Raw genomic sequence first — 13,805 nt, forward strand, 5'->3', positions numbered from 1 at the left:
GTTACCCGCCCGTCACCGGAGCGACGGTGTGATCGAGCGCACTGGCACCCTCCAGTCAACACCGTGCCGGAGCGGTCCGGGTGAACCCCGCCGCGTGTGAGCAGGCTCGCACGTCCGGCACTGGCGTCCGTCACGGGCCATGCGCTGCACTTGGTGCCACCCCTGTCCCCTCCCCTACTCCCCGGAGGTCGCCGTGCTGACCCGGATCGACCACATCGGCATCGCCTGCCGAGACCTCGACAAGACCGTCGAGTTCTACCGCGCCACCTACGGCTTCGAGGTCTTCCACTCGGAGGTCAACGAGGAGCAGGGCGTCCGCGAGGCCATGCTCAGGATCAACGGGACCGACGACGGCGGCGCCTCCTTCCTCCAGTTGCTGGAGCCCACCCGGCCCGACTCCACCGTCGCCAAGTGGCTGGAGAAGAACGGCGAGGGTGTGCACCACATCGCCTTCGGCACCGCCGACGTGGACGGCGACGCCGCGGCCATCGGCGCCAAGGGCGTCCGGGTCCTCTACCAGGAGCCGCGGACCGGCTCGATGGGTTCGCGGATCACCTTCCTGCACCCGAAGGACTGCGGCGGCGTGCTGACCGAGCTGGTCACCTCCGCGCCGGGCGCCCACGAGGAGCACTGATCGTCCACGGACCGCCCCCGGGGGTGTCGCCCGTTCCGGCGGCACCCGACGGTCCGTCGGTCATGACCCGTCAGTAACCTGGACGGGAGGGCCGGAAAACCCCCATGCGGCCATTCCCCCGTGCTGCGCTCCCACTACAATGCCCAGGTGCGCGAAGACTCCGGACGACGGAGGCGACGGGCACGGCCGAAGACAGGCCCGTCCGCCCGCCGGCGGTCGGCCCGTCGCAAGGGGAGTCCAGTACGCGGGCACGGCTGAACAGTCGCAAGACGGATCTGTCACCATTCTCCACAAGGCAAGAGTTCGCCCAGGAGTCCACTCGGACGGGGGAACGCGGTACCCCCGCGCTCCCGCGCCCCGGACTCCGACGACCGCGGCGGGCGGCCCCGGATTGGCGAGGGGTCGTCCACCTGCTGCGGATGCAAGGACCAGTCGGACCGGCGCCCGGGAAACGGGAGCCCGGAACCGGCCGGGTCGAGGACGCGACCAGGAGATGGATGGGACCGCGGAGTGCGGGGCAACGACCGCTACGAGGCTGACGATCACCTCTCCCAGTTCGAGGCCGAGATGGGTCGGACTCGGAAGGAGCGGGACAAGGCAGTCGAGCATGCCGAAGACCTCGCCTACCAGGTGGAGGTACTGCGGGCGAAGCTGCACGAGTCCCGCCGCATGCTCGCCCAGCCGCGCGCCTTCGACGCCGTCTCCGGCCAGGCCGAGCAGATGCTCCGCACCGCCGAGATGCAGGCCCAGCAGCTGCGGGCCGACGCCGAGCGCCAGCTCCGGGACTCCCAGGCCGCCACCCAGCGGATCATGGCCGAGGCCGCCGAGCGCACCGCTCGCCTGGAGGCCGAGCTCGCCGCCCGCCGCCGCCAGCTGGAGGACGAGCTCACCGAGCTGCGCCGCTCCGCCGAGCAGCACGTCAACGGCTGGGCCGAGCAGAGCCGGGCCGGCTCCGAGCAGGAGGCCCAGCGCCTGCTCCAGGAGGCCCGCGCCGAGGCCGAGCGAATGGTCGCCGCCGCCCGCGCGGAGGCCGTCGCCCTCTCCGACCAGGCCCGCGCCCAGACCGCCGCCGACGTGGACGCCGCCCGCGGCGAGGCCCAGGCCGCCGCCGAGGCCGCCCTCCAGCGCGCCCAGAGCGACGCCGAGCGCCTGCTGCGCGCCGCCTCCGAGCAGGCCCAGCAGGCCGGTGCCCAGGCCGCCGCCGACGTGGACGCCGCCCGGGGCGAGGCCCAGCAGCAGCTGGCCGCCGCCCACGCCGCCGCCGAGCACCAGCTGGCCGCCGCGCAGGCCGAGATCGGCCGGCTCAAGGCGCAGGCCGCCGCCGAGCAGACCCGGGCCGAGCAGCAGCTCTCCGCCGCCAAGGCCGAGATAGAGCGGCTGCGCGCCGAGGCCATCGCCGAGGCGGAGCGCACCCGTCACGAGGCCGCCGCACTGCGTGCCCAGGCCGAGCAGGCCGCCGAACAGCTCCAGGCCGACGCCGAGGCCGCGGCCGAACGCAAGGTCGCCGACGGCGAGGCCGCCAACGAGCAGCGCTCGCAGACCGCCCGGGCCGAGGTCGCCCGGATGGTGGCCCAGGCCACCAAGGAAGCCGACGCGATCCGCGCCGAGGCCGAGGCCGTCCGGACCGCGGCCGCCACCCGGCAGGCCGAGGCCGACGCCGCCAAGGCCGCCGCCGCCGAGGAGAGCGAGCGGCTTCGGGCCACCGCCGAGTCGGTCGCCGCCGAGCTGCGCGGCGAGGCCGAGGCCGCGATCGCCGACCTGCGCGCCCGGGCCGAACGGGACGTGGCCGAGCTGCGGGCCCACGCCGCCGCCGAGGCCCAGCGGCTGCGCAGCGAGGCCGAGGAGGAGGGCCGGGCCGCCGGCGCCAGGGACGCCACCGTCCACCTCGCCAAGGCCGCCAAGACCGCCGAGGAGGTGCTCGACCGGGCCGACCGGGACGCCGAGACCGCCCGGAGCGAGGCCGCAGCCGAGGCCGAACGGATCCGCGCCGAGGCCGCCGCCGAGGCGCAGCGCCTGCGCGAGCAGGCCCAGGCCGCCGTCGAGCAGGCCCAGAACGCCGCCCTGGACGACGCCGCCGCGATCCGCGAGCGGATCGAGCAGATGCAGGACGAGGCGGCCCGACTGCGCGCCGAGGCCGAGGAGTTGCGCGCCCAGGCCGCCGCCGAGGCCGACCGGGTCCGCGGCGAGGCCCGCCGCCAGGCGGTGCTGCAGATCGAGGAGTCGGCGAAGAACGCCGAGGAATTGCTGACCAAGGCCAAGGCCGACGCGGACGAGCTGCGCGCGGGCGCCGCGGAGGAGATCGACCGGCTGCGCGAGCAGGCTCAGCAGCAGGCCGCCGAAACCCAGGGCCGGGCCGAGCAGACCCTGGCCCGGGCCCGTACCGAGGCCGCCAAGATCACCGCCACCGCCGAGCAGCAGGGCCAGGACGCGCTCTCCGCCGCCAAGGCGGCCGCCGCCGAGAACCGCACCGCCGCCGAGCGTGAGACCGCCGAACTCCGCCGCGAGGCAACCGAGTTCGACCAGCGGGTACGAGCCGAGGCGAGCGCCGCCGCGGAGTCCCTGACCGCCGAGGCGCAGGCCGCGGCGAGCGCGGTGCGCGACGCCGCCGCGGCCGACGCCGAGCGGGTGCGCACCGGGGCCGACACCGAGGCCGCCCGCACCCGGGCCGAGGCCGAGGCCGAGGCCGCCGCGCTGCGCGAGGAGAGCCGCCGCGAGCGCCAGGAGGCGTCCGCCGGGCTGCTCCGCGAGCGCGAGGAGACCGCCGACCAGCTGGCCGCCGCCAAGGCCGCCCGGCTGCAGGCCGAGCAGGCCGCCGCCGAACTCCGCAGCACCGCCGACGCGCACGCCGCCGAGGTGCGGGCCGAGGCCGAGCAGGCCGCCGGGGAACTGCGCGCCCTCGCCCAGCGCGAGACCACCCAGCAGCGCGAGAACGCCGAGGCCTACGCCGACCGCGTCCGCACCGAGGCCGAACAGCACGCCGCCGACCTCACCGAACGCACCGCCACCGAAACCGCCGAACTCCGCGCCACCGCCGACACCTACGCCGCCGAGCAGCGCGAAGCCGCCGACACCTACGCCGCCGAGCAGCACGAGGCCGCGGACACCTACGCCGCCGAGGTGCGGGCCGAGGCCGAGCAGGCCGCCGGGGAACTGCGCGCCCTCGCCCAGCGCGAGACCACCCAGCAGCGCGAAAGCGCCGAGGCCTACGCCGCCGAGCAGCGCGAAGCCGCGGACACCTACGCCGCCGAGGTGCGGGCCGAGGCCGAGCAGGCCGCCGGGGAACTGCGCGAAGCCGCGGACACGTACGCCGCCGAGCAGCACGAGGCCGCCGACGAGCTGCTGCGGCGCGCCGAGGCCACCGCCGAGCAGCGCCGGGCGGACGCCGTCAAGGACGCCAAGGCCACCCGCGAGAAGGCCGCCGCCGAACTGGCGCTGGCGAACGAGCAGGCCTCGACCGTCCGGGCCGAGGCCGGCCGCGAGCTGTCCGAGGCCCGGTCCACCGCCGACGGCATCCGCGCCGAGGCCGAGGCCGAGCTGGAACAGGCCAAGGCCGACCGCGCGGAGCTGATCGCCGCCGCGAAGGCCGAGGGCGCCGAGCTGATCGCCACCGCCGAGGAGGAGGCCGCCGAGGTCCGCCAGTCGGTGGCCGGCATGTACGAGGCCGCCGCCGAGCAGATCGCCACGCTCAAGGCCGCCGCCGGGCAGGAGGCCGCCGAGATCCGCGAGGCCGCCGAGCAGGACGCGGCCGAGCTGCGCGAACTGGCCGAGCGCGAGACCACCGAACTGCGCGAGCTCGCCGCCCGCGAGACCGCCGAGCAGCGCGAACTGGCCGCCCGGGAGAGCGCCGAACAGCGCGCCGCCGCCGACGCGTACGCCGCCGAGGTCCGCGAGCTCGCCGCCCGCGAGACCACCGAGCAGCGCGAGCTCGCCGCCCGCGAGACCGCCGAACTGCGGGCCCGCACCGAGGCCGAGACCACCGCGCTGCGCGAGCGGACCGAGCTGGAGCTGGCCGCCGACCGCGAGGCCGCCGAGGCCGAGCTCGGCCGGCAGCGCGCCGAGGCCCAGGCCTACGACGAGCAGCTGCGCGCGGACGCCGAGGCCGAGCTGCGCGCCGCCCAGGAGGCCGCCGAGCAACTGCGCGCCGACGCCGAGGCACAGGCCGCCCGGACCGTGGCCGAGGCCGAGGCCCAGGGCGCCCGCGCGATCGCCGACGCCGAGGAGCTGTCCGCCGGACTGCACGCCGAGGCCGAGGAGTACGCCCTCGCCACCCGCACCCTGGCCGACGAGTACGACGCCGCCACCCGCACCCGCGCCGACGCCTACGACGCCCAGACCCGGGAGGCCGCCGAGCAGTTCGACCGGAGCACCCGCGACCACGCCACGTCCGTCCTGGAGAAGGCCTTCGCCGACGCCGAGGCGCTCGGCGAGGACGCCCAGACCACCGCGCTGGCCACCACCGCCGCCGCCGAGGAACAGGCGGACGCGATGGTCGCCGCTGCCCGCAAGGAGGCCGACCGGCTGGTCGCGGCCGGCGAGGCGGCCGGCCAGCGCGAGGTCGAGAAGGGCCGGTCCGACGCCGACGCGCTGCTCGCCGAGGCCCGCCGGGACGCCACCGCGATCCGCGAGCGCGCCGAGGAGCTGCGCGAGCGCACCGATGCCGAGGTGGAGGCGCTGCACGAGCGCGCCCGCAAGGAGAACGCGGCGGCCATGAAGTCGGCCGGCGAGCGGGTGGACGCGCTGGTGACGGCCGCCCAGGAGCAGCTGACCGAGGCCGAGGAGCAGGCGGTGGCCACCGTCGCCGAGGCCGAGGACCGCGCCGCGGCCCTGGTCGCCGCCGCCGAGGACCGCGCGAACGAGCTCACCTCGGAGGCGTCCGCCGAGGCCAGCAAGGTCCGCCTGTCGGCGGTCCGCAAGGCCGAGGGCCTGCTCAAGGAGGCGGAGACCAAGCTCTCCACCTCCACCGACCGCGCCGAGGCGCTCATCGAGAAGGCCGAGGCGAAGCTGCGGTCGGCCGAGACCGAGGCCGAGGAGCGGCTGGACCGGGCGGCGACCGAGGCGGAGAAGCGCCTGCGGGACGCCGACCAGGCCGCGGACGAGCAGGTCGAGCTGGCGAAGGCGGAGGCCGAACGGCTGCTCGCCGAGGCGAAGGCCGAGGCCAAGCGGGTCACCGACGAGGGCCGGCGCGAGCTGGACGAGCTGGTGCGCCGCCGCAAGGACATCAACACCGAGATCTCCAGGGTGCAGGACGTGCTGTCCGCCCTGGAGGCATTCGAGGCACCGTCACCGGTCGCCCAGGCCAACGGGGGAAGCAGCACCAAGAAGGACGGGGGCGCCAAGGCCGGTGCCGGAGTCGGCTCCCCCCGGTCGGGTGGCAATCGCTCCAAGAACGCACCACCCGATTGAGCGGACATTGTCCGCGAGACAACGGCATTTCGCCGTCGACACTCCGGTACCGTGTCAGGATTCCCTCAACCACCTCAGCGGTTTGACGACAGGAAGCCCAGAACCCCATGAGCGACAGTCACTCCCCTCACGGCTTCGACCTGGTGCGCCGTGGGTACGAGCGCGCCCAGGTCGACGAGCGGATCACCAAGCTGGTGGCCGACCGTGACAGTGCCTTGACCCGGATCAGTGCGCTGGAGAAGCGCATCGAGGAGCTCCACCTGGAGACCCAGACCGCCCAGGCGGCGGTGGTCGAGCAGGAGCCCTCGTACGCCGGTCTCGGAGCCCGCGTTGAGAAGATCCTGCGGCTCGCCGAGGAGGAGGCCAAGGATCTGCGCGAGGAGGCGCACCGCGCCGCCGAGCAGCACCGCGAGCTCGCCGAGGCCGCCGCCCAGCAGGTCCGCACCGAGGCCGAGAACTACGCCAAGGACCGCAAGGCCAAGGCCGAGGACGAGGGTCTGCGGATCGTCGACAAGGCCAAGAGCGACGCCGCCCAGCTGCGCGCCGAGGCCAACAAGGACGCCCAGAACAAGCGCGAGGAGGCGGACGCCCTCTTCGAGGAGACCCGCACCAAGGCCGCCCAGGCCGCGCTGGAGTTCGAGACGAACCTGGCCAAGCGCCGCGAGCAGTCCGAGCGCGACCTGGCCGCCCGTCAGGCCAAGGCCGAGAAGCGCCTGGCCGAGATCGAGCACCGGGCCGAGCAGCTGCGCCTGGAGGCCGAGAAGCTGCGCACCGACGCCGAGCGCCGGGCCCGCCAGACCGTCGAGACGGCCCAGCGCCAGTCCGAGGACATCGTGGCGGACGCCAACGCCAAGGCCGACCGCATCCGCAGCGAATCCGAGCGCGAGCTGGCGGCGCTCACCAACCGCCGCGACAGCATCAACGCCCAGCTGACCAACGTCCGCGAGATGCTGGCGACGCTGACCGGTGCGGCCGTGGCCGCCGCCTCGCTGCCGAACGACGACACCATGGGCGTGCCCGCCCAGCAGTCGCGCTGACGCAGCTCCGCGGCCCGGTCCGCCCCGCGGTCGTCCGACAGGCCCTCACCCGCCCGGGTGAGGGCCTGTCGGCTGTCGTGGCGTCATCACCGCGGGCGGTTCCTACCGGGGGTAGGCCCCGTCCGGCCGCTGGTACCCGCTGCTGAGCTGGTTGCCGTCGTCGTCGGAGACGGTGCCGAACCAGGAGGTGCACCAGACCGACACCGAGTCGGGCCAGTACTGCACCTCGAAGGGGTGGCCGGAGCCGTAGTCGCCGTACGAGGTGACGATGAAGGTCTCCCCCGGGCGCATCCAGTAGTCCTCGCCGAGCGGTTCCAGGGTCAGTTCCACCAGCCCCTCGCCACGGTTGGTCACGGGCATCCGGCCGGTCACCTCCAGCGCCGAGAAGTCCCAGGCGGCCGCGTCCTCGCTCATCCGGCGGCCACCCGGCGCAGCAGGGCACGGACGGCGGCGTCGAAGGCCTCGGGCGCCTCCAGGGCGCTCAGGTGGCCCACGCCGGGGATGACGGTCAGCTCGGCGTCCGGGCGGGCCCGGAGCATCGCTCCGGCCTCCTCCGGCGCCACCAGGGGGTCCTGGGCGCCCGTCACCACCGCCACCGGCACCCGCAGGCCCGCCAGCACGTCCAGGGCCTCCGGACGGGCCGCCATGGCCCGCTGGGCCCAGGCGACGGCGGCCGGCGGGGCGGCCGCGATCATCGCCTGCACCCGCTCCAGGAGGTGCTGCGAGTCGGGTCCGAGCTGCCCGGCCGCGACCTGCTCGTCCAGCAGCAGCTGCACGCTGTCCCGCGCGGTGACGGCGGCCGCGATCCGCTCCCGGTTGGCCCGGACGGCGTCGGTGTCGGCGGTGGCGCGGGTGTTGGCCAGCAGCAGGCCGGACAGCCGCCCGGGGTGGCGGCGGGCGAAGGCCAGCGCCACGTAGCCGCCCATGGAGAGGCCGCCGACCACCGCGCGCTCGATCCCGGCCGCGTCCAGCAGCAGGGCCAGGTCGTCCGCGACCCGGTCCAGCGAGGGCTCGTCGGTGCCCAGTTCGGTGCCGCCGAACCCCCGCTGGTCGGGGGCGAGCACCCGGGCTCCGTCCCCCGTCAGGCCGGGCAGCGTGTCCAGCTGGGCCGACCACATCGAGGCGTTCAACGGGAAGGCGTGCAGCAGCACGAGGGGGGTTCCGGTGCCGCTCTCGCGGACGGACACGGCCGAGGGGAGCCCGCTCACGCCCCCACCTCGCTCCGCCCGGCGGGGGCGTTCCCCCACGCGCACCTCTCGATCATTCGCTCGCTTCGCTCGCTCATGGGCCCACCGTATTCCGGTGCGCTCGGCGGGCCCACTCAGCGGGCCGTGATATCCGCTTTGTCCTAGCCTGACAGAGAGTAAGGGAGCGCGAATGATCGAGTTGCACGAGCTGACGAAACGTTACGGCAAGACGCTCGCGGTGGACCGGCTCAGCTTCACCGTCCCCCGGGGCGTGGTGACCGGCTTCCTCGGCCCGAACGGCGCGGGCAAGTCCACCACGATGCGCATGATCCTCGACCTCGACCGCCCGACCGGCGGCCGGGTCACCATCGACGGCAAGCACTACGGGCAGCTCAGCGAGCCGCTCAAGTACATCGGCGCGCTGCTGGAGGCCAAGGCCGTCCACCCCGGCCGCACCGCCCGCGACCACCTGCTCTGGCTCGCCCAGAGCAACCGCATCCCGGAGCGCCGGGTGGACGAGGTGCTCGCCCTGGTCGGCCTCACCCCGGTCGCCCGCAAGCGGGCCCGCGGCTTCTCGCTCGGCATGGGCCAGCGCCTGGGCATCGCCTCCGCGCTGCTCGGCGACCCGGAGATCGTCATGTTCGACGAGCCGGTCAACGGCCTGGACCCGGAGGGCATCCTCTGGATCCGCAACCTGATGAAGCGCCTCGCCACCGAGGGCCGGACGGTCTTCGTCTCCTCCCACCTGATGAGCGAGATGGCCGTCACCGCCGACCACCTGGTGGTCATCGGCCGGGGCCGGCTGCTCGCCGACCTGCCGATGCCGGAGTTCATCCGGCGCAACTCCCGCTCCGCCGTACGGCTGCGCAGCCCCGAGCCCGAGCGCCTGCTCGACCTGCTGTCCGGCGCCGGCCTGCGGCCCGAGCCGGGCCCGGAGGGCTCCTGCGAGGTGGTCGACGGCGACCTCGCCCGGCTCGGCGAACTGGCCGCGGCGCACGGCCTGGTGCTGCACGAACTCAGCCCGCAGCAGGCCTCACTGGAGGAGGCGTTCATGCAGATGACGGCCGACTCGGTGGAGTACCACGCGGGCGCCGGATCCGGCCGGGACGCGGCCGGCGCACCCGGCGCCTGGGGCGCCGGCTGGAAGGCGGACGGCGCCCGGCCGGCCGCCGCGGCACGGCAGGAGGAGAACTGAGATGGCGTCCTACCCCGCGATCCTGCGCTCCGAGTGGACGAAGATCCGCAGCGTCCGCTCGACGGTCTGGACGCTCGCGCTGACCTTCGTCGTCACGGTCGGCGTCGGCGCGCTGCTGTCCCTGCTCACCAACAACAACTTCACCGAGTTCCGGCGCAACGAGCAGACCCCGTTCGACGCCACCGGGACGGCGTTCGCCGGCATCATGCTCGGCGAGCTGGCCATCATCGTCTTCGGCGTGCTGGCGATCGGCAACGAGTACAGCAGCGGCATGATCCGGGTCACCCTGGCCGCCGTCCCGCAGCGCGCCACCCTGCTCGGCGGCAAGACCGCGGTGCTCGGCGCGCTCGCCCTCGCGGTCTCGCTGGTGACGGCCTTCGTCACCTTCTTCGTCGGCCAGTCGCTGCTCGGCCCGCACTCCACCACGCTCGCCGAACCGCACGTGCTGCGCGCGGTGTTCGGCGCCGCGCTGTACCTGACGATGCTCTGCCTGTTCTCGGCGGGCGTCACCACGATGCTGCACAACCAGACGCTCGCGCTCGGCGTGCTGGTGCCGTTCTTCTTCCTGCTCTCGCCGATCCTCTCGGCCGTGCCGAAGGTCAAGACCCTGGCCCACTACTTCCCGGACTACGCGGGCTCGCGGATGCTGCTGGTGTACGAGCAGCACGGCCAGCCGTACGGGCCGTGGGTCGGCTTCGCCGTCTGCCTCGCCTGGACGGCGGCGGCCCTGCTCGGCGGCCTGCTGGTGCTCAAGAAGCGCGACGCCTGAGCCGGTCCGCGACGCCTGAGCCGGTCCGGCACCGGCCCCGCCCGGGGCCCTCAGTACCGCGGAGCGCCGCGCCCCCGCAGGACGTTGGAGGCCCGGCGCTCCCGCGCTCCCCAGCACGCGCGGTGCCAGTGCCGCCGGTCGTCCACCCCCGCGCCGTGCATCGGCCAGGCCACCACGTGGCCCATCCCCGGCGGGATCTCCTGGTCGCAGCCCGGGCAGCGGTAGGACCTCCCGGCCGTCCCGGCGACCGTCTGGACCACCCAGTCGTCGCCCTGGTAGCTCTCGGTGCGGCGCAGCGCTCCGCCGAGCGGGGCGGTCGGCTCGGCGCTCTCGCGGGGGGCGGCGCTCTTGATCCGGTTGCGGCGCGGCGACACGGCGGACTGCCTCTCTTCCGGGGCTGTGGGCCGTTCCAGCCTACGGCCGGTCGGCCCTCCGGACGGCCACTATCACGGGCCCGCCCGGTGCCCCGGCGTTTTTGCCGAGATCCACCCGATCATCAGGGAAATTCGAGGTTCCGCGTGCCATTGGCACATGACATCGGATACCCACGAGGGGAACAGGCGGGGCTCGCAGACCCTGCGCGCACCCCAGGAGGCCCAAGGATGACCAAGACCGGCGCCCGTGCCGAGACCTGCCGACCCGCCGCGGTCCGGCCGCCCGCCCCCGGCCCGGCACTGACCTCCGTCCCCCCGGTGACGGCCGTCGCGGGCGAGCCGTTGCCCGCGGCGCAGCGCGCGGGGGCGCTGCCGGCGGACACCGCGCCGGTGCGGGTCGGCCTGTTCCTGCTGTCCGCCCAGTTCCCCGGGCAGAGCCACGGCGAGGCGCTGGAGCGCACCGTCCGCTCCGCCGTCGAGGCCGAACGGGCGGGCTTGGACAGCGTCTGGCTGGCCGAGCACCACTTCGTCCCGTACGGGGTCTGTCCGGACGCCGCGACGCTGGCCGCGCTGCTGCTCGGCCGCACCCGCCGGATCGGCGTCGGCACCGCGGTGAGCGTGCTGTCCACCCGCCACCCGGTGGCGCTCGGCGAGCAGGCCGCGCTGCTGCACCTCACCTCCGGCGGGCGTTTCACGCTCGGGGTCGGCCGCGGCGGGCCGTGGATCGACCTGGAGGTGTTCGGCGACGGCCTGGGAGCCTTCGAGCACGGCTTCCCGGAGCGGCTGGACCTGCTGCTGCGCTGGCTGCGCGGCTCCCGGGTGGGTGCGGACGGCCCGCAGTTCAGCTTCCCGGAGGTGGCGGTGGTGCCGCGGGCGGGCGAACCGGTGCGCCGGCCCGCGCTGAGCAGTTGGCTCGGCTTCGGCGAGCAGTCCGGCCCGGTGCGCTTCCCGCGCCAGCGCCAGGACGAGGAGGGCCCGGGCGAGGGCTTCGTCGAGGGCTTCGTCGAGAGCCAGGGCGAGGGGTTCGGCGAGGAGCTCACCCGGACCGGGCGGCCGGTGGCCGGTCCGCCGGTGGTGGTCGCCTGCACCTCGCCGGCCGGGGTGAAGCTGGCCGCCGAGCGCGGTCTGCCGATGTTGCTCGGCATGCACTCCGGGGACGACGACAAGCTGCGGATGCTGGAGCTGTACCGCACCGCCTGGCTGGCCGCCGGGCGCGGCGAGGAGCAGCTGCGCCGGGTCGCCCGCCGGCACGTCGCGGCCGGGGTGGCCCAGGTCGACGACCGCGCCGCGGCGGCCCGGTCCACGCTGCTGAACGCGATGCCCGGCTGGTTCGAGTACGGGCTCGGCGCCCACCGCACCGTGGACGGCCGCGAGCGCCGGATGCGCGACCCGCGCGAGTACACCGAACTCCTCTGCGACCTGCACGCGGTGGGCACCCCGCGGCAGTGCGCCGACCGGCTGCTGGCCACCGCCGAGCGGACCGGCATCCGTCGGTTCGCCCTGCTCGCCGAGGGCAGCGGCGACCACGAGGCGACCCTGCACAACATCGCCCGGCTGGGCTCCGAGGTCCTGCCGCAGCTGGGCTGACCGACGTGCCCCGGGCCCGGGCCGCCGCCCCTCCCCCCGCACCGGGGGACGGGGGCGGCCGGCGTCGCGGCGGTGCCGCCGCTCAGCAGTCCCGCAGTTCCTCGGACTGGTTGAGCAGTTGCTCCCGGACGGAGGTGAAGCGCGTCCACCGGGTCTCGTTGGCCTCCGACGGCAGGAACACCGCCACCCGGTGACAGTTCTGGAAGGCCAGCCGCACGCCGAAGTGGCGCTGCAGCGCGCCCCGGATGGCATCGCTGGCCAGGGCGCGCAGCAGTTGGCCACGGGCCTGCTCGCTGGGCGGCGGTACCTGGTTGTCGGCGAAGTCGGTGCCGTCGACCTTCGCCTGGGCGACCAGCGAGCTGATCAGGTCCCAGGCGTACGGCAGGGAGACGCGGACGCAGTCGACGAATTCCCGCTCGTCGACCTCGCCCCGCTCGGCCTTCTCCAGCAGGGCCGGTGAGACGTCGAGCGACATGGATTCTCCTCTCACGGTCCACCCGCGCGGCGCCCGGGTGGTCATGCGTAGTCCAAGCTCAGGTGAGGGTGGGCGAAATCGCGTGTGATGTCCGGAACACCGTGGGACGGGGGTTGCCGGCACCTTCGCGACCAGCGGCGGCGACACGGGACGTGACGTCCCGAACACCGAACGCGCTCAGAACAGCGTGGCAGTCAACGGCGGAGCAGGCCGGTCATTCCTGGGGATTGCTTGGGAAATACGCCGTGGTGCACCAGATTGGCCGGATCCTGTCGGATCGTTCATCTGAAGTCTCCGTCCCCGTTGACAGCGGTCCCGCAAGCGTGCCGTCACACACCGTAGCGACCTGAGGGGACGGGCGCCAGAGCGCGACGAGCGGGAACGGGACCGCCGGACCTCAATGTTCGCGGGGTTCGCGCTTTCTTCACCCCGCCGTCGCGGAATCGCATCAACTGGCCCCGGTGGGCTAGCGTGGTCGACCGTGCGTCTCGTAATTGCCCGCTGCTCAGTCGACTATGCCGGTCGGCTCTCCGCCCATCTGCCCTCCGCCACCAGGCTCATCCTGGTCAAGGCCGACGGCAGCGTCAGCATCCACGCCGACGACCGCGCCTACAAGCCGCTCAACTGGATGTCCCCGCCGTGCGCCGTCAAGGAGGCCGACGGGGTCTGGACGGTGGAGAACAAGGCCGGCGAGAAGCTCATCATCACGCTGGAGGAGGTGCTGCACGACTCGTCCCACGAGCTCGGGGTCGACCCGGGCCTGATCAAGGACGGCGTCGAGGCGCACCTCCAGGAGCTGCTCGCGGACCGGATGGAGGTGCTCGGCGCCGGCTGGTCGCTGATCCGCCGCGAGTACCCGACCGCGATCGGCCCGGTCGACATCCTCTGCCGCGACTCCGACGGCGCCACGGTGGCCGTCGAGATCAAGCGCCGGGGCGAGATCGACGGTGTCGAGCAGCTCACCCGCTACCTCGAACTCCTCAACCGGGACCCGCTGTTGGCCCCGGTCAAGGGCGTCTTCGCCGCGCAGGAGATCAAGCCGCAGGCCCGCGTGCTGGCCACCGACCGCGGCATCGGCTGCGTGGTGCTGGACTACGACGAGCTGCGCGGCATCGACGACGACAAGCTCAAGCTGTTCTGACCC

11 protein-coding genes are annotated in these 13,805 nt (G+C 74.5%); 7 read left to right on the plus strand and 4 right to left on the minus strand.

The window, feature by feature from the left end:
• Window positions 1-193 precede the first annotated feature (193 nt).
• From mce to AB0Q99_RS07310, 3 genes are all read left to right on the plus strand, one after another.
• Window positions 194-634 carry a methylmalonyl-CoA epimerase gene (mce, locus tag AB0Q99_RS07300; protein WP_363569335.1) on the plus strand — a complete coding sequence of 147 codons (441 nt, stop codon included), beginning with the start codon at window positions 194-196 and terminating at the stop codon, window positions 632-634.
• Window positions 635-1,144: 510 nt separating this feature from the next.
• A complete protein-coding gene (locus tag AB0Q99_RS07305) occupies window positions 1,145-6,037 on the plus strand; it encodes a hypothetical protein (RefSeq protein ID WP_363569336.1) in 4,893 nt (1,630 codons plus the stop codon).
• A gap of 107 nt (window positions 6,038-6,144) precedes the next feature.
• A complete protein-coding gene (locus AB0Q99_RS07310) occupies window positions 6,145-7,074 on the plus strand; it encodes a cellulose-binding protein (RefSeq protein ID WP_363569337.1) in 930 nt (309 codons plus the stop codon).
• A gap of 102 nt (window positions 7,075-7,176) precedes the next feature.
• Here AB0Q99_RS07310 and AB0Q99_RS07315 read toward each other — a convergent pair whose 3' ends face one another.
• Complete coding sequence (locus AB0Q99_RS07315; protein ID WP_360254036.1) at window positions 7,177-7,488, minus strand: hypothetical protein; 312 nt, start codon at window positions 7,486-7,488, stop codon at window positions 7,177-7,179.
• Window positions 7,485-8,282, minus strand: coding sequence for an alpha/beta hydrolase (locus AB0Q99_RS07320; RefSeq protein WP_363569338.1), 798 nt, complete (start codon window positions 8,280-8,282; stop codon window positions 7,485-7,487). Before AB0Q99_RS07320 ends, AB0Q99_RS07315 begins: the two co-directional genes overlap by 4 nt.
• A 169-nt stretch (window positions 8,283-8,451) precedes the next feature.
• Between AB0Q99_RS07320 and AB0Q99_RS07325 the strand changes: the two genes are divergently transcribed.
• Together AB0Q99_RS07325 and AB0Q99_RS07330 are read left to right on the plus strand one after the other, a co-directional pair.
• Window positions 8,452-9,456 (plus strand): ABC transporter ATP-binding protein, encoded by a 1,005-nt coding sequence (locus AB0Q99_RS07325; RefSeq protein WP_363569339.1) that lies wholly within the window; start codon window positions 8,452-8,454, stop codon window positions 9,454-9,456.
• A gap of 1 nt (window position 9,457) precedes the next feature.
• Complete coding sequence (locus AB0Q99_RS07330) at window positions 9,458-10,225, plus strand: ABC transporter permease subunit (protein WP_363569340.1); 768 nt, start codon at window positions 9,458-9,460, stop codon at window positions 10,223-10,225.
• A 50-nt stretch (window positions 10,226-10,275) separates the two neighbouring features.
• Here the strand turns inward: AB0Q99_RS07330 and AB0Q99_RS07335 are convergent, their stop codons facing one another.
• Window positions 10,276-10,599 (minus strand): ATP/GTP-binding protein, encoded by a 324-nt coding sequence (locus AB0Q99_RS07335; RefSeq protein WP_363569341.1) that lies wholly within the window; start codon window positions 10,597-10,599, stop codon window positions 10,276-10,278.
• A gap of 390 nt (window positions 10,600-10,989) precedes the next feature.
• Here AB0Q99_RS07335 and AB0Q99_RS07340 point away from each other — a divergent pair, with 390 nt between their 5' ends.
• Window positions 10,990-12,186, plus strand: a complete 1,197-nt coding sequence (locus AB0Q99_RS07340) for an LLM class flavin-dependent oxidoreductase (RefSeq protein ID WP_363569632.1) — start codon at window positions 10,990-10,992, stop codon at window positions 12,184-12,186.
• Between the two features lie 82 nt (window positions 12,187-12,268).
• Here the strand turns inward: AB0Q99_RS07340 and AB0Q99_RS07345 are convergent, their stop codons facing one another.
• The gene (locus AB0Q99_RS07345) at window positions 12,269-12,661 is read right to left on the minus strand and encodes an SCO5389 family protein (RefSeq protein WP_363569342.1); all 393 of its coding nucleotides are present in this window, start codon (window positions 12,659-12,661) and stop codon (window positions 12,269-12,271) included.
• A 481-nt stretch (window positions 12,662-13,142) separates the two neighbouring features.
• Here AB0Q99_RS07345 and nucS point away from each other — a divergent pair, with 481 nt between their 5' ends.
• Window positions 13,143-13,802: an endonuclease NucS gene (gene nucS / locus AB0Q99_RS07350; RefSeq protein ID WP_363569343.1), complete on the plus strand. Its 660-nt coding sequence runs from the start codon at window positions 13,143-13,145 to the stop codon at window positions 13,800-13,802.
• The last annotated feature ends 3 nt before the right edge of the window (window positions 13,803-13,805 follow it).

It is taken from the genome of Kitasatospora sp. NPDC086791, assembly GCF_040685975.1.
GTDB lineage: Bacteria > Actinomycetota > Actinomycetes > Streptomycetales > Streptomycetaceae > Kitasatospora.

Excerpts from the sequence above, each read along its gene's own strand:
- AB0Q99_RS07310 (WP_363569337.1), top strand. The coding sequence starts at position 6,145 with ATGAGCGACAGTCACTCCCCTCACGGCTTCGACCTGGTGCGCCGTGGG.
- AB0Q99_RS07315 (WP_360254036.1), bottom strand. The coding sequence starts at position 7,488 with ATGAGCGAGGACGCGGCCGCCTGGGACTTCTCGGCGCTGGAGGTGACC.
- AB0Q99_RS07325 (WP_363569339.1), top strand. The coding sequence starts at position 8,452 with ATGATCGAGTTGCACGAGCTGACGAAACGTTACGGCAAGACGCTCGCG.
- AB0Q99_RS07330 (WP_363569340.1), top strand. The coding sequence starts at position 9,458 with ATGGCGTCCTACCCCGCGATCCTGCGCTCCGAGTGGACGAAGATCCGC.
- AB0Q99_RS07345 (WP_363569342.1), bottom strand. The coding sequence starts at position 12,661 with ATGTCGCTCGACGTCTCACCGGCCCTGCTGGAGAAGGCCGAGCGGGGC.